The organism is Bradyrhizobium sp. CFUWI (assembly GCF_056429085.1).
Genome location: NZ_JBWJZE010000009.1, coordinates 1 through 20303, shown reverse-complemented (window position 1 = coordinate 20303; position 20303 = coordinate 1). Strand labels below are relative to the sequence as shown.

The 20303-nt window shown below is 65.3% G+C and carries 19 protein-coding genes; 9 read left to right on the top strand and 10 right to left on the bottom strand.

Features of this window, described 5'->3' with window-relative positions; translation table 11 throughout:
- Window positions 1-36: 36 nt before the first annotated feature.
- Window positions 37-744, bottom strand: a complete 708-nt coding sequence (locus tag AC066S_RS20225) for a hypothetical protein (RefSeq protein WP_126257864.1) — start codon at window positions 742-744, stop codon at window positions 37-39.
- A gap of 222 nt (window positions 745-966) precedes the next feature.
- On the opposite strand from AC066S_RS20225, the gene AC066S_RS20220 reads away from it, so the two are divergent.
- From AC066S_RS20220 to AC066S_RS20200, 5 genes are all read left to right on the top strand, one after another.
- Complete coding sequence (locus AC066S_RS20220) at window positions 967-1296, top strand: DUF6949 family protein (RefSeq protein WP_126257865.1); 330 nt, start codon at window positions 967-969, stop codon at window positions 1294-1296.
- 85 nt (window positions 1297-1381) lie between these two features.
- Entirely contained in the window at window positions 1382-1912 is a 531-nt protein-coding gene (locus AC066S_RS20215; protein ID WP_135169254.1) for a gamma carbonic anhydrase family protein, read from the top strand.
- A gap of 113 nt (window positions 1913-2025) precedes the next feature.
- Window positions 2026-3717, top strand: coding sequence for a PAS-domain containing protein (locus tag AC066S_RS20210; protein WP_478270448.1), 1692 nt, complete (start codon window positions 2026-2028; stop codon window positions 3715-3717).
- A gap of 140 nt (window positions 3718-3857) precedes the next feature.
- Window positions 3858-4175 (top strand): hypothetical protein, encoded by a 318-nt coding sequence (locus tag AC066S_RS20205; protein ID WP_126257868.1) that lies wholly within the window; start codon window positions 3858-3860, stop codon window positions 4173-4175.
- Between the two features lie 104 nt (window positions 4176-4279).
- Window positions 4280-4636 (top strand): hypothetical protein, encoded by a 357-nt coding sequence (locus AC066S_RS20200; RefSeq protein WP_478270447.1) that lies wholly within the window; start codon window positions 4280-4282, stop codon window positions 4634-4636.
- Between the two features lie 186 nt (window positions 4637-4822).
- On the opposite strand, the gene AC066S_RS20195 is transcribed toward AC066S_RS20200, so the two are convergent.
- From AC066S_RS20195 to AC066S_RS20170, 6 genes are all read right to left on the bottom strand, one after another.
- Complete coding sequence (locus tag AC066S_RS20195) at window positions 4823-5317, bottom strand: hypothetical protein (protein WP_478270446.1); 495 nt, start codon at window positions 5315-5317, stop codon at window positions 4823-4825.
- A 178-nt stretch (window positions 5318-5495) separates the two neighbouring features.
- On the bottom strand, window positions 5496-6227 hold the full coding sequence (locus tag AC066S_RS20190) for an aspartate/glutamate racemase family protein (RefSeq protein WP_478270576.1): 732 nt from the start codon (window positions 6225-6227) through the stop codon (window positions 5496-5498).
- A 20-nt stretch (window positions 6228-6247) separates the two neighbouring features.
- Window positions 6248-7126: an ABC transporter permease gene (locus tag AC066S_RS20185; RefSeq protein WP_028141148.1), complete on the bottom strand. Its 879-nt coding sequence runs from the start codon at window positions 7124-7126 to the stop codon at window positions 6248-6250.
- A 3-nt stretch (window positions 7127-7129) separates the two neighbouring features.
- Window positions 7130-8083, bottom strand: a complete 954-nt coding sequence (locus AC066S_RS20180; RefSeq protein WP_126257872.1) for an ABC transporter permease — start codon at window positions 8081-8083, stop codon at window positions 7130-7132.
- Window positions 8084-8088: 5 nt separating this feature from the next.
- Window positions 8089-9378 carry an ABC transporter substrate-binding protein gene (locus AC066S_RS20175; RefSeq protein WP_135169260.1) on the bottom strand — a complete coding sequence of 430 codons (1290 nt, stop codon included), beginning with the start codon at window positions 9376-9378 and terminating at the stop codon, window positions 8089-8091.
- Between the two features lie 45 nt (window positions 9379-9423).
- Entirely contained in the window at window positions 9424-10410 is a 987-nt protein-coding gene (locus AC066S_RS20170) for an ABC transporter ATP-binding protein (protein WP_126257874.1), read from the bottom strand.
- Between the two features lie 267 nt (window positions 10411-10677).
- Here AC066S_RS20170 and AC066S_RS20165 point away from each other — a divergent pair, with 267 nt between their 5' ends.
- Complete coding sequence (locus AC066S_RS20165; protein WP_126257875.1) at window positions 10678-11385, top strand: GntR family transcriptional regulator; 708 nt, start codon at window positions 10678-10680, stop codon at window positions 11383-11385.
- Between the two features lie 40 nt (window positions 11386-11425).
- On the opposite strand, the gene AC066S_RS20160 is transcribed toward AC066S_RS20165, so the two are convergent.
- The 3 genes from AC066S_RS20160 to AC066S_RS20150 all read right to left on the bottom strand — a co-directional run bounded on the left by AC066S_RS20160 (window position 11426) and on the right by AC066S_RS20150 (window position 14260).
- Window positions 11426-12403: a Bug family tripartite tricarboxylate transporter substrate binding protein gene (locus tag AC066S_RS20160; protein WP_478270445.1), complete on the bottom strand. Its 978-nt coding sequence runs from the start codon at window positions 12401-12403 to the stop codon at window positions 11426-11428.
- Window positions 12404-12517: 114 nt separating this feature from the next.
- Window positions 12518-13333, bottom strand: a complete 816-nt coding sequence (locus tag AC066S_RS20155) for a helix-turn-helix domain-containing protein (protein ID WP_126257877.1) — start codon at window positions 13331-13333, stop codon at window positions 12518-12520.
- 219 nt (window positions 13334-13552) lie between these two features.
- Window positions 13553-14260, bottom strand: a complete 708-nt coding sequence (locus AC066S_RS20150; protein WP_478270444.1) for a TetR/AcrR family transcriptional regulator — start codon at window positions 14258-14260, stop codon at window positions 13553-13555.
- A gap of 167 nt (window positions 14261-14427) precedes the next feature.
- Between AC066S_RS20150 and AC066S_RS20145 the strand changes: the two genes are divergently transcribed.
- The 3 genes from AC066S_RS20145 (at window position 14428) to AC066S_RS20135 (ending at window position 20201) form a co-directional block, all read left to right on the top strand.
- Window positions 14428-15948: an efflux transporter outer membrane subunit gene (locus AC066S_RS20145; RefSeq protein ID WP_478270443.1), complete on the top strand. Its 1521-nt coding sequence runs from the start codon at window positions 14428-14430 to the stop codon at window positions 15946-15948.
- Complete coding sequence (locus AC066S_RS20140; RefSeq protein ID WP_235885074.1) at window positions 15945-17060, top strand: efflux RND transporter periplasmic adaptor subunit; 1116 nt, start codon at window positions 15945-15947, stop codon at window positions 17058-17060. The genes AC066S_RS20145 and AC066S_RS20140 overlap by 4 nt, the downstream gene beginning before the upstream one ends.
- A gap of 78 nt (window positions 17061-17138) precedes the next feature.
- Window positions 17139-20201: an efflux RND transporter permease subunit gene (locus tag AC066S_RS20135; protein ID WP_478270442.1), complete on the top strand. Its 3063-nt coding sequence runs from the start codon at window positions 17139-17141 to the stop codon at window positions 20199-20201.
- Window positions 20202-20303 lie beyond the last annotated feature (102 nt).

Here is a 20303-nt window from a genome sequence, read left to right as displayed (position 1 = left end):
GCCCAGCCGATCCCACGGCAGAGCAGCGAGCCTCGCTCACCCCTTCGGCCCGCGCAACTGCACGGTCAACCGGTCCATCGCGTCCGCCACGTCGTGCCATTGCGACAGCCAGCTGCGCGGAAAGCGGAAGGTGAGGTCGGCGCCGCCGACGCGGCGCTCCGACAGGCACATGCCCGGCGTCGCCCCATCGCGCGTGCAGCGCGCAGTGAGTGCGGGGCTTGCCGCGGAATAGAGGTCCTCGCTGCCGTAAGGCGTGTCGTTGCGGAACATCCGCATGGTGAGGCCGTCCGCGGGCTGGGCGGCGGCCTTGTCGAGGTAACGCGGATAGATCGTTGCTGTTCGCTGCTCGGGCGAGAGCGCATCGTGATGGGCCGCGATCGACAGGAAGATGCGGTCGATCGATTGCACCGCCGCTTCCACCGTGTCGGCAGTGACGTGCTTGGGTGCGCCCGGCGGCTCCAGCGAGGGATAGAGGAAGTCGAGATCGATGCGCTCCTGCGGTCCGGAGTGCCGCTGGATCTTCATGCGGATTGCGTTCACGGGCAGGTTGAACAGCGTGCCGCCGACGCTCACCGGCAGCTTGTCCGGGGCGTTCGCGCCGCGCGGGCCCCAGGTCGGCCACAGCAAATAGGCGACCAGCGCGACCGCGCCGGCCGCGGCAATGCCGCCGAGCACGATCGGGACGACATGCGCCCGGGTGCGCGTGCGGGGGGACCTGAAGGGGGCTTCCGAAAACACCGTCATGAGCTAGCGCAAGAGATCCGGACGTCGGCCGGTGGCCGACGAATCAGCGGCGAATATGCCACGCGGCCGCGATTTCGCGCAGCGTTCCCGGCTGCGGCGGAGCGGGGACGGCCCTGCGCGGAACAGGCGGCGGCGTTAACCTTCCCTTAAGGATAATGTAGCGTTAACCGGCACTCTTTGTCACAGGAAGGCGGTGGCGTTGCGTAAGGGCGGACCGTTCCGATGACACCTGAAGCTCTCAACACTTTCTTCTCGATCTGCATTGGGTTCGCGCTCGCGGGCGCGCTCGTGAACGGATACCAGGCGCTGGCGCAGCGCCCCGCCGGCTTCGGCCTGTTGCAGGACGGCGTGGCGCCGAAGACCTTCGCGGCGGTGCCGTTCCTGGTGTTCGCCGCCCCCTTCATCATCATGCGCAACACGCTGCGCGGCCGGCGGCTGGAAAGCCGCCGCGCCGAGTTCGTGATGATGGCAACCCTCATCGCCGGGTTCTGGAGCATGATGAGCGGCACCTTCTTCCTGATGACCTTGCGCGCGGCCGGCGTTCTGGGCTGACGCCCGGCCGGATCGCCCGCGCCGGTTCCTTTGCCTCTTCGCCGCCGTTTCGCTATGGCTGAGGTCGACGTGACAGGAGACCTTCATGGCGATCTACGAGCTCGACGGGCAGGCGCCCGATCTTCCCGCCGACGGCAATTATTTCATCGCGGAGACCGCGACCGTGATCGGCCGGGTGCGCCTGAAACCGGGCGCGAGCGTCTGGTTCGGCGCCGTGCTGCGCGGCGACAATGAGTGGATCGAGATCGGCGAGGGCGCCAATGTGCAGGATGGCTCGACCTGCCACACCGATCTCGGCTTTCCGCTCGTCGTCGGCCGGAACTGCACGGTCGGCCACAACGTCATCCTGCATGGCTGCACCATCGAGGACGGCGCGCTTATCGGCATGGGCTCGATCGTGATGAACGGCGCCAGGATCGGCCGTAACAGCATCGTGGGTGCCGGTTCGGTCATCACCGAGGGCAAGGAATTTCCCGAACGCTCGCTGATCATCGGCGCGCCGGCCCGCGTGCTCCGCACGCTCGACGACGCCCAGGTGCAGAAGATGGGGGGCGCGGCGAAATTCTACGTGGCCAACGGTCCGCGCTTCACGAAAGGCCTGAAGCGGATCGGTTAAGAGAAGCCCGCGCGGCACGGTTCCGCACCGTAAAAATACAGGCTGGGACTTTAATCCTCCGCTAGCGCGATCACGCTTATCGTTCAGCGTTTTCAACCAGGAGGAGCGGCGCCATGGATGCGACGGCGCTGGAATCCGGCTTTGGCGCCGGAACCAATCTATTGAAGAAGTTCGTAAGACTCGCGCGCGGAGCCGACACGCTGACGGTCGCCGAGAAGGTCTACAGCATTGCCGCCTTCCTTGCGATCGTCACCACCTTCCTCCTGGTGATGTCGGTCCAGTCCGTGCGGTTGCAGACGACCTATCGTCACATGCACGCCTCGTCCGCCGCGGCGGCGATCGGCGTCGGGCGGATCAATGCGCTGATCTACGCCATCGTGATGGATTCGCGCGGCATCTACATGTCGGCCGATCGCAGCGCGGCGAAGCAGTTCGCGGATGGGCTGGTCCGGCGCAACCGCGAGCTCGCCGAGGCCCTGAAGAGCATGGAGAAGAACGTCGGCAAGGACGACGCCCAGCTGTTCGCGGGCTTCCGCCAGCGCATCATCCAGTTCATCGACTTCCGCCAGGAGCTGGTCCGGCGCGGCGTGGAGATCAGCCCGGCAGCGGCGCGCGAATGGGGCGACAACGACGCCAACCGGAACGTGCGCAGCAAGCTCAACAGCGATATCGAGGCGCTCGAGCGCATCTACCAGCAGCGCGCCCGCGAGGCGGACGAGCTCGCCGACGACAACCGCTATGCGGCGGCCTATCTGTTCGCGCTCGGACTTGCCGCCCTGATGCTGGCGGCGCTCAACGTCGTCGTCATGCGCAGTTCGGTCGTCGGCGCCCTGGCCGAGATCACGCAGGCGACCGACCGGATCGCGGAAGGCGACGTCAAGAGCGAGGTGCCGCATTTCGGCCGTCACGACGAGATCGGACGTCTTGCGCGCGCCGTGCAGAACTTCCGCGACGCCGTCGCACGCATCTTCGAGCTCGAGGAGCTCGAGCTCGGCACCGCCCAGGCGCGCGACGCCGCGATGACCGAGCGCGACAAGTTCAACGACAAGTACCAGGCCAAGAAGTGGCAGCTCTCGGCGGCGATCAACAGCATGCCGCAGGGCCTGATCATGCTCGACGGCAAGGCCAATGTGGTGGCGATGAACTCGAACTACCGGCGGATCTACAATCTGCCGGAGACGATCCAGGCCGGATCCACCCTCGAGGAAATCCTCCAGCACCGGGTCAAGAGCGGGCTGTTCGATGGCGACGTCGCGAAATATCTCGCAGCGGTTCTCGGCAGGATCGCCAGGCGCGAGCCGACGGTCTACGAGATATCCCTCAACGACGGACGCACCATCAAGATTTACGAGCGTCCGATGGACGGCGGCGGCTGGGTTTCGGTGCAGGAGGACGTCACCGAACAGCGTCAGCGCGAGCGCATTCTGGAGCGGATGGAGCGCTTCCTCGCCACCATCATCGAGAACGTGGCCGAGGGCATCATCGCCAAGGACGCGCGCAATCTGCGCTACGTCTTCGTCAACAAGGCCGCCGAGAAGATGATCGGCATGACGCGCGGCGAGATCATCGGCAAGACCGCGCGGGAATTGTTCTCCGCGGAGGCGGCTGAACTGATCGAGCGGCGCGACCAGCAGCTCCTCGCGCAGAAGCAGCAGCTCGAGCCGATCGTCGACACCATCGACAATCCCGCGCGAGGGCGCCGCGTCATCTGCGCTCGCCGGATCCAGGTGGGCAGCGCCAGCGAAGACTCCCACATGTTCGTGACCATGGTCGAGGACCGGACCGAGACGGCGGCGGCGGCATAAGCATCGGCGCACCCCGCCGGAGCGCTGCATGGCGTCCGCGGATTGGCGCGCCCCGATCATGCCCGCTCAAGCTGATGTGACGGCATTTGTTCCGGAACTGGACTCCGCCGCGGCGGTTGACCGGTAAAGGAGAATTCTCGATGGCAGCATCGCCTGTAGCCGTCTCGACAAGAACCCTGATCCTGATCTTCGCGCTCGCGGCGATGCCGGCCGTGGCCTTCGCGCAGGCCACCGGCGGCTCTGCCGGGTCGAGCGGCGGCGCGGCAGGATCGGCCGGAGGTGTCGCCAATTCGCCGGCCCCGCCGCCCGGCACCAACAGCCTCGGCACGGCTCAGTCGTCAGGGCCGGGCGCAGGAGTAACCACCGGCTCCGGCACAAGCGGCGCGGCTGATGCAGCCGTGAATGCCGAGAATCGGATGCTCGACAAGAAGCTCAAGAGCATCTGCCGCGGCTGCTGAGGGCTCGCGCGGAAGTGAGGCAGCGTGGCTGTCCGGAATGCCGAAGTGACGTTAGCTTGATCCCGCTTTGAAGCGTGGAGCGTGTCCACGCGGAGGATCGAGTGATGTTACGCAGGATGATGATGGCGGCGATGACCGTCGCGGCGGTCGGGCTGTCAGTGCCGCAGGCGGCCCAGGCGCGGGGATTCGGACATGGCGGCTGGGGTCATGGCGGCGGCTGGGGCCATGGCGGCCATTGGCGCGGCGGCGGCTTCTGGCCTGGAGTGGCAATCGGGGCGGGCATTGCCGGCGCCGGTTTCTACGGCGGCTATTACGGCTACGGCTACCCCTATTACGGCGATTCCTACTATTATGGTACCGGCTACGGCTACAACGATGGTTATGGCGGCTGCTACGTCGCGCGGAAGCGCGTCATGACGCCCGCGGGCTGGCGTATCCGCCGTGTGGATGTCTGCGAATAGCGTCCTCGACGAGAGACTGACCGACCAAAAAACAAGGCCGTTGACGCAGTATACCGTCAACGACCTTGCCAGCCCCGGACATTGAAATCGGCTCACGCCATCCGGTAGCCGGGAGCATCGCGCGGAATCATACCGGCGAATGTGATCCAGTTCACAAGTCGAGAAAATTAGTCGCGTTGTGGCGGCTCAGCCGCGCGAGCGCTTGCGCGCGCTGGCTTGGACGCGGTGCCGCGCCGGTTTCCTGCGGGTAACCGCGGGCGCTTCGACGTCGGTGGCTCGCGCGCTGGCGAATGACTGCCGCAGGCCGTCGATGGACTCGTTCAGCGATGCCACCTGCTCGGCAAGACGCTTGGTGTCGGCCTGCTGCGCCGCCATCAGCCGCTTCATCGTCTGGAGCTGATCCTGCACCACCTGGAGCTGGTCGATCGATTCCTGCTGGGTCGCTTCCAGCCCCTTGGTCTTCTCGACCAGCTGCTCGGAGGCCTGGGCGGTCCGCGCCTGAAGCTGCCGCGATGCCACCACCCGGTCGGTCTCAGGTGCGGCGCCGGTATAGGCACGCCAGATCGCGATCGAGGTGACGCCGGCGATCAGGAGCAGGAGCGCGGCGGCGGTCAGCGCGATGGGCTGGGCGCCGAGACGAAAAAGCGGATTGGACGGTGTGTCCTGGGCGAGATCGATCATCGCTGACAAAACCCAAATTGAAACTTGGTGAGTGGCGAAGACCGGCAGCGCTGAGGCGGCCGGGGCGTCCCGAAAACGTTACGTGTCGGCAAGGAATGGGTCCAAAAAGAGGCTAAAGGCCAAAAAACCAGCAATCAGCAGGCCTTGGGGCCTCGGAGGCTTCGCTCCGGCTTGGGAATCAAGGCTGAAACGGCGAAAACGGTCCGGAATAGGTCTTCGGCCGCGGTGCCGCGTAGGGGCCGAGGCGGGAGGTCTTCAGGCCAAGCCGCACCAGTGATTCCGCCAGCGTCACCGCCGCCGCGACGCCGTCGATCACGGGCAGGCCGTGGGTGGCGGCGAGCTCGGCGGCGAGATCGGCCATGCCGGCGCAGCCGAGCACGATGGCGTCAGCGCGGTCGTCACGGACCGCGGCCGCGATCTCCGCGGAGATCTTCGCGAGCGCGTCCGTGTTGCGCGCCTCGAGCGCCAGCACCGGCACCTCGGCGGCGCGGACGCGGGCGCAGCGATCGGCGAGGCCGTATTTCCGCAAATTGTGCTCGATCGGCACGATGGAGACACCGAGCGTCGTCACCACGGCAAAGCGCGCCGCGATCAGGCTCGCCATGTGGAAGCCGGCCTCGCCGATTCCGATCACCGGCGCTTTGGCGACGGCGCGGGCGGCATCGAGGCCGGTGTCGTCGAAGCAGGCGATGATGTGCGCGTCCGCACCGTCGCGGTCGGCCTCACGGATGCAGCCGAGCATGCCGGGCACGGCGAAGGCTTCGTCGTAAAATCCCTCGATCGAGACCGGGCCCATCGTCGGCTGCCGCGCGTCGATCACCGTGCCGGGCAGGGCGACGCTGCGCGCCGCAGCGGCGATCTTCGCCGTCATCGACGCGGTGGTGTTGGGATTGACGACGTGCAGCCGCATCGGATCAGACAAGTCCTTTGTCAGACGAGCCCTTTGCCGGCGTCCGAGCCCTTGGCCGCCTGCCGCTTGTTGAGCATGTGGATGGTGCCGAGCGCAAGGGTGATCACCGTGAACGAGACGGCCGAAATCACGGTGCCGAGCGCATAGATGTCGGGGTTCGTCACCGTGGTGGTGAGGCCCTGGAGATCGAGCGGCAACGTGTTCACCGCCCCGATCGCCTGGCTGGAGCGCGCGAGCTCGTCCCAGGACAGGGTGAAGCCGAACAGGCCGATGCCGATCACGGACGGCAGGATGATCGGCAGCACGACATGGCGGAACGTCTGCCATGGCGTGGCGCCGAGATCGCGCGCGGCTTCCTCGAGGCGCGGGTCGAAGCGGTTGAAGATCGCGAACATGATGAGCAGGCCGAACGGCAGCGTCCAGGTCAGGTGCGCGCCGAGTCCAGAGGTGAGCAGGCCCATCGAGGTTTCGAAATTCTCGTTCCAGTGCGCCTTGATCAGGTCGTCGATGATGCGGAATTCGAGGGAGATGCCGAGCGAGGTGATGATCGAGGGAACGATCAGGCTCGCGATCGCCGAGTAGAACAGGATGCTCTGCGCCCTGAACTTCCTGCGGAAGGCCATGCCGGCGGCGACCGACAGCACGACGGTGACGATCATCACGATGATGCCGAGCAGCAGCGAGCGGCGGAAGGCCGCGCCGAGATCGACGATGCCGGTGCCCTGGAACAGCTTTGCGATCCAGAAGGTCGACACGCCGTTCATCGGGAAGGTGAGGCCGCCCTGCGGCCCCTGGAACGACAGCACGTAGATCGCGATCATCGGGCCGTAGAGGAACAGCACGTAGGCCGCGAAGAAGATCGCGAGCACGTAGAAAGAGCGCGGGCGTCCTTCCTTCATGCTCTACAGCTCCTTCTTGATGTCGACGATGCGCGACATCATGGTGATGATCAGGAAGGTGATCGCGAGCAGGATCACGGCATTGGCGGCGGCGGCCGGGAACTGCAGTGCGTTGACCCGCGTCTCGATGATCTTGCCGGCCGCGGCGATCTGCTGGCCGCCCATCACGCCGATGGTGATGAAGTCGCCCATCACGATGGTGATGACGAAGATCGAGCCGATCACGATGCCCGGCTTGGCGAGCGGTATGATGACGTTGACCAGCGTCTGGAAGCCGGTGGCGCCGGCGTCATAGGCGGCCTCGATCAGCGATTTGTCGATGCGCACCATGGAGTTGAAGATCGGCACCACCATGAAGAAGGTGAAGAGGTGGACCAGCGCCAGCACGACGGAGAATTCGGAGAACAGCAGCCATTCGATCGGATGGTTGATCAGGCCCGTCTTCATCAGGCCCGAGTTGACGAGGCCGTTGCGCCCGAGCAGCGGAATCCAGGCGATCATGCGGATCACGTTGGAGGTCCAGAACGGGATCGTGCAGAGCAGCGACAAGCCCATCTGCCAGGTCTTGGACTTGACGTGGAAGGCGAGGAAATAGGCAACCCAGAAGCCGATGAACAGCGTGATCGCCCACACCATGAAGCAGAGCTTCAGCGTCTTCAGATAGGTCTTGCCGATGGTGCAGAGATCGGGCAGCTGCGCAATGCAGCCCTCGAACGTGTCGGTGTAGCCGCGGCCGGAGAAAGCCGGCAGCAGCTGGTACTCGTTGTAGTCCCAGAACGAGACGATGACGACGAAGACGAGCGGAATGAGGAAGAAGGCGAGAAACACCAGCATCATCGGCCCGGCCTGAAGCCAGGAGATGAAGGACGGCGACAGGCGCGTCGGCTTGGCGGCGCGCGCTGTGCCTGACCCCGGGATCAAGCCCGGGGCTGCCTGTTGCAGGACTTCTTCCGACATGTCAGTTACGCCGCGATGAACTCGTTCCACTTGCGGACCATGTAGTCGTTCTCGTCCATCACGGCGTTCCAGCAGGCGACGCCGCCCATGCGGTCCTCGTAGGAGCCGCCGTCGCGCACCGCGCCTGCCTTCTCGAGCAGCGAGCCGTCGGGCGCCTTGATGTCCTTCTCGGCCGGCTTGCCCTCCATCCAATAGGCCCACTCGTAGGGCTCCATATGCGCCTTCGCGGTGGAGAGCACGGCGGAGTAGTAACCCTGGCGATTGAGATAGGCGCCGGCATAGCCGGACAGGAACCAGTTCACGAACTCATAGGCCCATTCGAGCTTGGGACCCGAGACGCCCTTGGAGACGCAGAAGCCGGAGGCCCAGGAGCGATAGCCTTCCTTGAGCGGCTGGAACGTGCAGGGAATTCCCATCGAGCGCACCTTGGTGACCGCCGGCGACCACATCGACTGGATCACGGTCTCACCCGAAGCCATCAGGTTGACGCTTTCGTTGAAGTCCTTCCAGAACGCGCGGAACTGGCCGGCCTTCTTGGCCTCGGTCATCACCTTCATGGTGAGATCGATCTCGTCCTTGGTCATGTTGCCCTTGTCGGCATATTTGTACTTGCCGGAGGCTTCAACGACCATCGCGGCATCCATGATGCCGATCGAAGGGATGTTGAGGATCGAGGCCTTGCCCTTGAATTCGGGGTTGAGCAGCTCGGACCAGGAACTGATCGGCCGCTTGATCAGGTCGGGCCGGATGCCGAGCGTGTCGGCATTGTAGACGGTCGGGATCAGCGTCACGAATTCGGTCGCCGACGTCGCGAACTTCTTGGAGTCCTTGCCTTCGAGGTAAAGCACCTTCCAGGGTGCCGTGCCCTGGCCGCCGATCTTCTTGCCGCCGGGCGTCTCGCCCTTGGTGAAGACGGGCGTGATGTTGTCGAACTGTTTGATCTTCCTGGCGTCGAGCGCAAGGATGTTGCCCGACGGCACTATCTTCTTCAGCGAGAAATATTCGGTGTCCAGCACGTCGAAGGAGTTCGGCTGGGTCATCACGCGCTTGGTGACGTCGTCGGTGGTCGCGGTGATGTATTCGATCTTGATTCCGGTGTCCTTCAGGCACTGCTTGGCGATGTCGTCGCCCTCGTTCACGGCGGTGCCGAGATAGCGCAGCACCTTGGCATCGGCCGACTTCACATAGGGAAAGCCGGTGATGGCGCCGGAGCCGGCGGCGAGGCCGGCAAGACTTGCGGTGCCCTTGAGCAGCGTACGGCGGTTGAGGCCGGTCTTCCTGGTCGTCTCGGTCATTTCCCTCACTCCTCTAGTGTTGCACATGTTCCAAGATGAAGGGCGCTATTGCAGGCGTTGCGCCTTGGCGGGATCCCAGGTCGCCAGCACGCGATCGCCCGGACGGAACGGGTGGACGTCGAAAGTGGCTTCGGGAACGTGGGAGAACAGGGCGGTGCCGTCGTCGAGCGTGAGCGAGACGGCGATGTAGGAGCCCTGGTACTCGGTCTGGGTCAGCAGCGCCGGCGCGCCGAAGGCGCCGTCAGCAAACGGCGCGATGCCGAGCTGATCGGCGCGCACGGCGATGAGCTTGCCGGCGTCGCTGAGCACGTTGTGGCCGCCGATGAAGCGCGCCACGAATTCGGTGCGGGGATGGTGGAAGATGTCGCGGGCCGTGCCCTGCTGCTCGATCCGGCCGTGGTTCATCACCACGATGTGGTCGGCCAGCGCCATCGCCTCTTCCTGGCCGTGGGTGACCTGGATGAAGCTGATGCCGAGCTCGCGCTGCAATCGCTTCAGCTCGCCGCGCATCCTGACCCTCAGGAACGGATCGAGGGCGGAAAGCGGCTCGTCGAGCAAGAGAATCTGCGGCTCGGTGATCAGCGCGCGGGCCAGCGCGACGCGCTGCTGCTGGCCGCCGGAGAGCTGCGCCGGCAGCCGGCCCGCATATTGGCTCATCGCCACCAGCTCCAGCAATTCGCCGGCGCGCCTGTGGCGCGTCGTCTTGTCGATGCCGCGCATCTTCAGGGCGAAGGCGACGTTGTCGAGCACGGAGAGATGCGGAAACAGCGCGTAGGACTGAAACATCATCGCGGTGCCGCGCTCGGCCGGCGGCAGGTCGGTGACGTTCTGGCTACCCAGGATGATGTCGCCCTCGCTGACGGCCTCGTGGCCCGCGATCATGCGCAAGGTCGAGGTCTTGCCGCAGCCGGACGGACCGAGCAGGCAGCAATAGGTGCCGGCCGGGATCTTCAAATTGACGGTGTCGACCGCCAGCGTCGTGTCATAGCGCTTGGTGACGGCGACCAGTTCGAGAGCGGCGGGAGTGGCCATGGCGTGTCCAAGGAGGGGCGGTGCTGCCGCTCTCTCCGCAAGGTCCGTGCCAACCGCCGCCTTGCCGGTCGAATTGCGAAACTGTGCAGCGGAGTCAGATCGTTAGATCGAATCCGGCGCCTCGGTCCCGCCCGCTCTGTGTGCAGCCGTCTGCACACAAAACGGGCGAGGATTGTATAAACTTTCGCCTGTGATTGCATACAGCTCGTCGACTAACATTCGAAAGCGAATGTCGTCGATCGAGCACTCAAGCCCAATCTCGGACTCATGGCCGCCAAGCCCCGCCGCAAATCCGACGCGCCCGATGCGAACGATCGCGTCAGCCGCATCCGGGAGGGTGTGACCGCCGCGATCCTCGAGCATCGTCTGCTGCCGGGCACCAAGCTCGGCGAGGACGAGATCGGCGAGATCTACGGCGCAAGCCGCACGCTGGTCCGCACCGCGCTTCAGCAGCTCGCGCATGAGGGCATCGTCAACATCGAGAAGAACCGTGGCGCCTTCGTCGCGCGGCCGACGCCGGCCGATGCCCGCGAAGTGTTCGAGGCGCGCCGCCTGATCGAGCCCACCATCGTCGATCACGCCATCGATGCGGTGACGCCGGACTGGATCGATCGCCTCCAGCAGCATCTTGCCGAGGAACGCGAGGCCGAGCTGCGCGGCGATGCCCGAGCCTCGGTCCGGCTCTCCGGAGAGTTTCACCGTCTGGTCGCGGAGATGAGCGGCCACAGCATCTATCTCGGCTTCCTGAAGGAGCTGATCGCGCGCTCCTCGCTCATCATCCTGCTCTACCGCCGCCACGACACGCCGGCCTGCGGCACCGAGCATCACGCCGGCATCGTCGCCGCGATTCGCAAACGCGACAAGCAGGCCGCGCGCGCGCAGATGCTGTCGCATCTGGACGAGATCGAAGCCGAGCTGTTTCTGAAGGACCCCGTGCCCGACGAGCTGCGGCTCGCGGACGTGCTCGGTGCGTGAGCGACAACGGCGCAGGCCGCGGGAGTGACGGTGCGGGAATCTATTGCGGCTCCAACCCGAGAGTCTTGATCGAGTCGAGCCAGACCGGCCCTTCCTTTTGGTAGAGCGCAATCGAGGATGCGCGATCCATTGCCGGGGAGTCGACCCCGAAGGCATCGAGCAGCTTCTGCACGCGCTCCGTCTTGCCGCCTTCGACCATCAGCTTGGCGAGCAGGTCGATCCGGTCTGCTGGCATCGCCGCAGGCGCCACCAGCGCGGTAAAGCTCGTGAGCTGGAAGACATTCCCAGTGACGCCTTGCTCGGCGAACGTCCGGGTCTCGGGCAGCTTCTTCATGCGCACCGGTGTCGGCACGGCGATCGGGCGGCCGACGCCGGTATCGAGCACCGGAAGCGCGGCCTGATAGCTCCCGACGGCCGCCTGGATCACCCCGGCGGCAAAATCCTGCCACATCGGCGCTTCGCCGCGGTAATGCACGATGGAAATGTCGAGACCGAATTGGCGGTTGAGTTCGGCGATCGCAATGTGCGCGAACGAGCCGATCCCGTATGAGCCGGCCGTGACCTTGTTGTGCCGCGCATAAGCGACGAACTCTTCGATCGTCTTTGCATTGGTGGCAGAATGGACCACCAGCGGCAGATGGCCCGAAGGCGTGAGCGCGACGATGGTGAAATCCTTGTCGGGATCATAGGCCAGCGATTTCAGCAGCAACCGGTTACCGAGCAGGGTGGACGAGATCGTGTACATCAGCGTGTAGCCGTCCGGTGGCGAGTCCTTCACCAATTGCGCCGCCAGCGCGCCGCTGGCCCCGGTCTTGTTCTCGACGATCACGGGCTGCCCAAGCTTCTGCAAGATGTAATCGCCGTAGGCGCGGGCGAAGGCATCGGTGATGCCGCCTGGCGGCGTGGAGACGACGATCCTGATCGCCCGGGTCGGCCAGGCGTCGGCCCAAGCCGTCTCAGTGGCAGCCAGCGTCAGGCATGCAATTGCGGCCGCCAGAATTCTCGTGGATGTCCACACTTCGGCTTCCCCCTTTTCCCTGTGTCATTGGGCAGCGCAGCCGCCGGACCGAGGTGTCACATGGGGTGGAGAGTGCGTCAAGAAATCAAAATATCGTTTCACTGTATGAAATGGCTACTTGCGGCGGAGGGATGACGTGCCTGGTGCGGCGAGCTTGGCGCCGAGCGCCTCCGCCAGTGCGGAGGCGACTTTCTTCATTTGAGGCACGAAGCGGCGTATGCCGTCCTCGGGAGTGACCGCTTCGCGCAGCATCATCACGTTCATGCTGCCGAACAGCCGGTTCGGAAGCGCAACGGGAACGCCAAGCGCCCAGACCGCGCCGCCGAAGATGCTGCGGCTGTAGCTGTCGTCCATGACCGCAAATCCGGCTTTGCGGATCGTGCGCAGCGTCTTGGCGAGCTTGTCGGGGTTGCGCGCCAGATCGTTCCAGGGCTCTGGGCTGAGGGCAAGACGTGCGGCGATGCGTTCCTGCTCGGCTGGCTCGCAGAAGGCGAGATAGGCGCGCCCCATCGAGGTGCCCAGAACAGGAAAGCGGAAACCCGGCGGCCGGCTGAACAGCAGCGACCCGTCCACCCGCGTCGTGTGGGCGATGACCATGGATTCCTGATCGAGCACGGCAATGTCTGAGGGCCAGTGGATCTGCTTGCGGAATTTGTTGAGGATGGGTTCGGCGATGCCGCCGATCCAGGTGGGCTCGTCATAGCCCGCGCTGAGCAGCAGCGCCCGTCCCGTGGGCGCGTAGCTGGCCGGCTCGGTACGACGCATCACATAGCCTTCATGCTCCAGCGTCTCGAGCATGCGGACGATCGTTGCCTTGTTCAGCCCTGTCGCCTTGTGCAGCGAGCCGACGGTCGACTGCCGTTCCTGGTTGATCACCCGCAGGACTTCGAGACCCCTGGACAACGCGATGACGGGGCGGAACGACGTCATGGCAGTTCCTCGTGATTGCCTGTGCCATTACCCAATGAAGCAACCGGCGGACTAGTCAACAGCGCCGTTCCGGCTGGTGAGGCGGCCACTCCTATCCTGCGTGACAAGGCGCCAAAGAAGTTGCGGCTGGCTTTGGGGGATGGCTGGTCGCGCGCGAACCGGTCTGGGACGGGGAGGGGTGCGGATGTGACCGGGTCGCGTAAACCTGTTGTCTCGTTCCTAGCGGCGTGCAGGTGCCTTCGCCGGCCTTCGCCGCGTCTGCTTCACGGCGGTGGGACGTCGCTCATAGGCCGCGAGAAACACGTTGATACCATTCTCGATCAGCGCACGATGGCGGGCCGGGCTCGGCGCCTTCATCGAGAGCGTCCATTTCAGGATCTCCTTGCCCTGAATCAGGCTGAGAAATTGCGTCGCGGCCATGCCGATGTCGGGAATGTCGAGAAGGCCCTGGGCCTGCGCTGCACGCAGGAAGGCGGCCATTTCGGTGTCGCAGCGCTCCGGTCCCGACTTCATGAAAACTTCCGCCACGCGCGGATGGCGCGAGGCGCAGGACATCACGAGTCTGTGCACGGCAAGCCCGCGCTGGTCGAGAAAGGCTTCGAGGAACGTCGTGCCAATGGCGTGGAGCTCCGCCCGGAGATCGATCCTGCCGCCGTGGTCGCGCCATAGCGTCTTCGGCCCGAAGCGCTTGCACTCCTCGCTCACCAGCGCCAGCAGCAGATCGTCCTTGTCGTCGAAATGGACGTAGAGCGTCGCCTTCGACACGCCGGCCTCGCGTGCGATCGCGTCCATGCTGGTGGCGTCGAAGCCCTGATCGAGAAAGAGGACGCGGGCGCTGTCGAGAATCTGGCGGTGCTTCGCGAGAGCGCGCGGCTTCTGACTTGCATCGGCCGGCTCTCTGGTCTCTCGCGTCTGCGTCTTATGCACTGTTGTTGTCATGAACCCGGTAACTCTACGACTTGACTTTTGGTTCCAACGCGCAGCATACAGCCATTCGGGAAAAAACTAAACGGTTTAGTTCTTTGGCAGCTCCTCTTTCTGGCAGATCCGGACTCGTCCCCTTCATCGCGGGAGGGCGGCGCCCGGCGCGGGCCGTGGCCTGGACCGGCGTCTCGCTCTGCGGCGTTCTGCTGGCGTCCTGCGCCGTCGGCCCGGACTTCGGGTCGCCGGCCGGCCCCCTGGTGCACGGCTACACGCGCGAGCAGCGTCCCGCCGCCACCACGAGTGCGCCGGTGCCCGGCGGCAATTCTCAGGGCTTCGAAACAGGCAGGGACATTCCCGGCGCCTGGTGGGCGCTATTCCGCTCGCGGCAGCTCAACGCCTTCGTCGAAGAGGCCATCCGCAACCATCCCGACGTGCAGGCGGCGCAGTTCGCGTTGCGCTACGCACGGGAAAACGCGTTGGCGCAGCAGGGCGGCCTGTTTCCCCAGGTCAGCGGCAGCGCCTCGGCGGAGCGCGACCGGGTGACGACGGCGCAGTCGGGACAATGGCCCGCGCAAGGCTCGACCTATACGCTGTACAACGCGTCCGTAAGCGTGTCTTACGCGCTCGACCTCTGGGGCGGCACGCGACGGCAGGTCGAGGCGCTGCAAGCCCAGGCCGACTATCAGGGGTTCAAGCTCGAAGCGACGTATCTGGCGCTGACCGCCAACGTGGTGACGGCCGCGATCACGGATGCCTCGCTGCGCGATCAAATCCTCGCGACCGAGGAGATCATCAAGGCGGAGTCGGACCAGCTCGCACGCATCCAGCACCAGTTCGAAATCGGCGCGATCTCGAAGTCCGACGTGCTGTCGCAGGAAGCCACGCTGGCACAGTCGAGGGCGACGCTGGCGCCGCTCCAGAAGCAGCTGGCGCAGCAACGCAATCAGCTGATGGCCTATCTCGGGCGGCTGCCGAGCCAGGATCGTGGCGAGCATCTCAGGCTCGCCGAGCTGCGCCTGCCGCCACGGCTTCCGGTGTCGCTGCCCTCGGCGCTGGTGCGGCAGCGCCCCGACATCCGCCAAGCCGAGGCGACCTTGCATCAGGCGACGGCGACAGTCGGCGTCGGCATCGCCAACCTGCTGCCGCAGCTCACGCTCTCCGGCAGCTACGGCGCCAGCGGCCCCGAGCGGCTGTTCTCGCCCGACACGATCGTCTGGAGCGCCGCCTCCAGCGTCAGCCAGAAGATTTTCGACGGCGGCACGCTGTACCACACCAAGGAGGCCGATGTGGCGGCGTTCGAGCAGGATCTCGCGCTGTACAAGAGCACGGTCGTGACCGCGTTCCAGAACGTCGCGGATTCGCTGCGCGCCATCCAGTACGACGCGGCGACGCTGAAGGCGCAGGCCGCGGCCGAGAAGGCGACGGCGGACAGCCTGGCGATGGCGGTCGAGCAGTTCAAGACCGGGGCGGTGCCCTACGCCAACGTCATCAACGCTCAGCAATCCTACCTGAATTCGCGGGTGTCGCGCATCAAGGCGCAGGCCACCCGCTTCACCGACACCGCCGCGCTGTTCCAGGCGCTCGGCGGCGGATGGTGGAATCGCATGGACGAGACACCGGACGCGCTGCCGCGCGCCAATGCCGGGTACTTCGCCGGCACCGACAAGAAGACCGAGGACGCGTTGCGATGATGAAGCGGATGACAATCATGCTGTGCGGGATGGCGATCCTGTTCGGCGGCCTGTACGGATTCCAGACCTTCAAGGAGATCATGATCAGGAAGGCGATCGGCGCGATGGCCAATCCGCCGCAGACCGTCTCCACCGTGATGGCCGCCAACGCGCCCTGGCAGTCGAGCCTGAGCGCGGTCGGCTCGCTGCGCGCGGTGAACGGCGCCGATCTCGCGCTGCAGGTCGCCGGTATCGTGCAGAGCATCGAATTCACCTCCGGCGACAGCGTCGCGGCGGGACAGACCCTGTTGTCGCTGGTGGCGACCGACGACGTCGCCAAGCTCCGCTCGTTGCAGGCCACGGCCGAGAACTACGCCATCGTGCTCAAGCGCGACGAGGAGCAGATCAAGTTCAATGCGGTGAGCCAGGCGACGGTCGACAGCGACAAGGCGAACCTGAAGAACGCCCAGGCCCTGGTGGAGCAGCAGAAGGCTCTCCTCGAGCAGAAGTCGCTGAAGGCGCCGTTCTCGGGGCGCCTCGGCATCCGCGCCGTCGATCTCGGCCAGTATCTCTCCGCCGGCACCAGCATCGTCACGCTGCAGAGTCTCGATCCGATCTATGTCGACTTCTACCTGCCGCAGCAGGCGCTGGCCTCGATCCGCATCGGGCAAGACGTGTCGGTCGCAGTCGATGCCTTCCCGGCCGAGCGCTTCACCGGGCAGATCACCGCGATCAATGCCAAGGTGGATTCCGCCAGCCGCAACGTCCAGGTTCGCGCCACCTTGCGCAACGGCGAGGCCCGGCTGCTGCCGGGCATGTTCGCAAAGGTCGAGATCGCGGTCGGCAAGCCCGAGCAGGTCGTCACCGTGCCGCTGACGGCGATCGTCAGCAATTCCTACGGCGATCTGGTCTACCTCGTCGACGAACTCCATGACGGGCAGGGCACCGCGCGGCAGATGTTCGTCAAGACGAGGCCCGCGAAGGGCGATCGCGTCGCGGTCAACGATGGGATCAAGCCGGGCGAGACCGTGGTCATCGCCGGCCAGCTGAAGCTGCGCAACGGCAGTCCGGTGAAGATCGACAATTCACACGTGCCTCAGGCGGAAGCCGCGCCGAACATCGTCGATCAGTAGACTTGGTCGATCAGTAGGCTTGGCGACGGCGCGGCCGATACCGCAACAACGAGTGGCGAGAAACGAGTTCAGGACAAGATGCGCTTCACCGATATCTTCATCCGCCGGCCGGTCCTGGCGCTGGTCGTCAGCGCCCTCATTCTGGTGCTCGGCCTGCGCTCGATGACGACGCTGTCGATCCTGCAATATCCGCGTACCCAGAACGCCATCGTCACGGTGTCGACGACCTATGCCGGCGCCGATTCCGACATCATCGCCGGCTTCATCACGACGCCGCTGGAAAATGCCATCGCCCAGGCCAACGGCATCGACTACATGACGTCGAATAGCGTCACGGGCTCCAGCACCATCACGGTCAATCTGCGCCTGAACTACGATTCCGGCAAGGCGATGACGGAGATCAACGCCAAGGTCAACTCGGTGCTGAACCAGTTTCCGACCGGCACGCAGCAGCCCACGCTGACGCTCAAGGTCGGCCAGACCATCGATGCGATGTATATCGGCTTCGCCAGCGACGTGCTGGCGCCGAACCAGATCACCGACTATCTGACGCGCGTGGTGCAGCCGCGGCTCCAGGCCGTCACCGGCGTGCAGACCGCCGAGCTCCTCGGCGCCAAGAAGTTCGCGCTCCGCGCCTGGCTCGATCCCGACAAGCTGGCCGCCTATGGCCTCACCGCGAGCGACGTCTCAACCGCGCTGTCCGGCAACGATTACATCTCCGGCCTCGGCGCCACCAAGGGTCGGCTGGTGCAGGTCGATCTCGCCGCCTCGACCAACCTGCATTCGCTGGAGCAGTACCGCAACCTCGTGGTCAAGACCGTCAACGGCGCGATCATCCGGCTGCGCGACGTCGCCAACGTCACGCTCGGAAACGACGATTACGACAGCGAGACGCGCTTCAACGGCAAGACCGCGGTCTATATCGGCATCCAGGCGGCCCCGACCGCCAATCTGCTCGACGTCATCAACGGTGTGAAGGCGATCCTGCCCGATATCAAGGCGCAGCTGCCGAACGGCCTGGTCGGCGAGGTGCTCTACGACTCCACCGACTTCGTCAATTCCTCGATCAGCGAAGTCATCCACTCCCTGCTGGAAGCGGTGGTGATCGTGATCGCCGTGGTCTTCCTGTTTCTGGGCTCGTGGCGCTCCGTGCTGATCCCCGTCATCGCCATCCCGTTGTCGCTGATCGGCACGTTCGGCCTGATGCTGCTGATGGGCTTCTCCATCAACCTCTTGACTTTGCTGGCGTTGGTGCTGGCGATCGGTCTCGTCGTCGACGACGCCATCATCGTGGTGGAGAGCGTGCACCGGCTGATCGACGAAGGCGTGTCGCCGGTCGAGGCGGCGATCCAGTCCGCCCGCGCGCTGGCGAGCCCGATCATCGCCATGACCATCGTGCTGATCGCGGTCTACGTGCCCGTGGGCTTTCAGGGCGGCCTTACCGGTGCGCTGTTCACCGAATTCGCCTTCACGCTCGCCGGTGCCGTCACCGTATCCGCGGTGATCGCGCTGACGCTGTCGCCGATGAACTGCGCCTGGCTGTTGCGCCGGACCGAGCGCGACGCGACCCATTGGGAAGCGCGCCTGGTGCGACGGATCGATCACGTGCTGGAGTGGCTCTCCAGCGCCTATCGGCGTCGGCTGGAGGCCGTGTTCGCGATGAAGCCGGTCGTGGCCGTGTTCGCGCTGCTGCTGCTCGCCGGCATTCCCTGGCTCTATGCGACCTCGACCAGCGAGCTCGCACCGGACGAGGATCAGGGCGTCATCCTCTCCCTGACGACCGCAGCGCCGTCGGCGACGCTGGAGCAACGGCAGTTCTATGGCCGGCAGCTTTACGACCTCATCGCCAAGCGGCCGGAGACCGCCACCGTGTTCCAGATAGACACCTCGACGCAGGTGATCAGCGGCTGGGTGCTGAAGCCGTGGGAGCAGCGCGCGCTGACGACGAAGACGCTTCAGCCCGACTTCCAGAACCTGCTCAACACCATCGCCGGCACGCGCACGGTCGCTTTCCAGCCGTCGCCGCTGCCCGGCAGCAACGGCCTTCCGATCCAGTTCGTGATCGGCACCACCGGCTCCTACGACGAACTGGACACAGTCTCGCGCAATTTCATGTTGCAGGCGCTGAAGAGCGGCCAGTTCATCTTCCTCGATACCGATCTCAAGGTCGACAAGCCGCAGACAATGGTCACCTTCGACCGCGACAAGGCCGGCGACCTCGGCCTCAAGATGAGCGACCTCGGCGGGTCGCTCGCCACCATGCTGGGCGGCAATTATCTCGACTATTTCAGCCTGGACGGCCGCTCCTACAAGGTGATTCCGCAAGTCCGCCAGAACGAGCGGCTCAACGCCGATCAGCTGCTCGGCTATTACATCAAGGCGAGCGACAATTCGATGGTGCCGCTGTCGACCGTCGCGCATCTCGAGAACAGGACCGTTCCGCAGTCGCGCAACCACTTCCAGCAGATCAATGCGGCGACGATCTCGGGCGTCGCGATGCCGACGGTGTCGATGGGCAGCGCGCTCGCCACGCTCAAGGATATCGCGAAGTCCCTGCCGGTCGGCTATACGATCGACTACGGCGGCGCCTCGCGCCAGCTCGAACAGGAATCGGGCGGCTTCGTCACGACGTTCGCTTTCGCCGTCATCATCATCTTCCTGGCGCTCGCCGCGCTGTTCAACAGCTTCCTCGATCCCATCGTCATCCTGATCTCGGTGCCGATGTCGCTGGCCGGCGCCCTGATCTTCATCAGCCTCGGCATCGGCGGTGCCAGCCTCAACATCTACACCCAGGTCGGGCTGCTCACCCTGATGGGCCTCGTCAGCAAGCACGGCATCCTGATGGTCGAGGTGGCCAACGAATTGCGCCTGGAGGGCAAGCCGGCGACGGACGCGATCATCGAGGCCGCGACGATCCGGCTGCGGCCGATCCTGATGACCACCGCGGCGATGGTGCTGGGCGTCGTTCCGCTGATCACCGCGAGCGGGGCGGGCGCGGTGTCGCGCTACAACATGGGGCTCGTCATCGCGACCGGCTTGTCGATCGGCACGCTGTTCACGCTGTTCGTGGTGCCCGTTGCTTACGCCCTGATCGCGCGGTCGGCTGCGGCTCCGGCTGCCGCCGAGGCCGCGCCGGCATAGCCCAAAAAGTTGCGGCCAGCCATTGGGGGATGGCTGGCCGCGCGCGAACCGGTCTGGGACGGGGAGGGGTGGGGATGTGACCGGGTCGCGTAACCTGTTGTC

Coding starts and splice junctions, on each gene's coding strand:
- AC066S_RS20225 (WP_126257864.1), bottom strand. CDS start 744: ATGACGGTGTTTTCGGAAGCCCCCTTCAGGTCCCCCCGCACGCGCACC.
- AC066S_RS20195 (WP_478270446.1), bottom strand. CDS start 5,317: ATGATCGATCTCGCCCAGGACACACCGTCCAATCCGCTTTTTCGTCTC.
- AC066S_RS20165 (WP_126257875.1), top strand. CDS start 10,678: ATGGCCGCCAAGCCCCGCCGCAAATCCGACGCGCCCGATGCGAACGAT.
- AC066S_RS20175 (WP_135169260.1), bottom strand. CDS start 9,378: ATGACCGAGACGACCAGGAAGACCGGCCTCAACCGCCGTACGCTGCTC.
- AC066S_RS20200 (WP_478270447.1), top strand. CDS start 4,280: ATGTTACGCAGGATGATGATGGCGGCGATGACCGTCGCGGCGGTCGGG.
- AC066S_RS20185 (WP_028141148.1), bottom strand. CDS start 7,126: ATGAAGGAAGGACGCCCGCGCTCTTTCTACGTGCTCGCGATCTTCTTC.
- AC066S_RS20140 (WP_235885074.1), top strand. CDS start 15,945: ATGATGAAGCGGATGACAATCATGCTGTGCGGGATGGCGATCCTGTTC.
- AC066S_RS20220 (WP_126257865.1), top strand. CDS start 967: ATGACACCTGAAGCTCTCAACACTTTCTTCTCGATCTGCATTGGGTTC.
- AC066S_RS20215 (WP_135169254.1), top strand. CDS start 1,382: ATGGCGATCTACGAGCTCGACGGGCAGGCGCCCGATCTTCCCGCCGAC.
- AC066S_RS20190 (WP_478270576.1), bottom strand. CDS start 6,227: ATGCGGCTGCACGTCGTCAATCCCAACACCACCGCGTCGATGACGGCG.
- AC066S_RS20180 (WP_126257872.1), bottom strand. CDS start 8,083: ATGTCGGAAGAAGTCCTGCAACAGGCAGCCCCGGGCTTGATCCCGGGG.
- AC066S_RS20210 (WP_478270448.1), top strand. CDS start 2,026: ATGGATGCGACGGCGCTGGAATCCGGCTTTGGCGCCGGAACCAATCTA.
- AC066S_RS20135 (WP_478270442.1), top strand. CDS start 17,139: ATGCGCTTCACCGATATCTTCATCCGCCGGCCGGTCCTGGCGCTGGTC.
- AC066S_RS20205 (WP_126257868.1), top strand. CDS start 3,858: ATGGCAGCATCGCCTGTAGCCGTCTCGACAAGAACCCTGATCCTGATC.
- AC066S_RS20170 (WP_126257874.1), bottom strand. CDS start 10,410: ATGGCCACTCCCGCCGCTCTCGAACTGGTCGCCGTCACCAAGCGCTAT.
- AC066S_RS20155 (WP_126257877.1), bottom strand. CDS start 13,333: ATGACGTCGTTCCGCCCCGTCATCGCGTTGTCCAGGGGTCTCGAAGTC.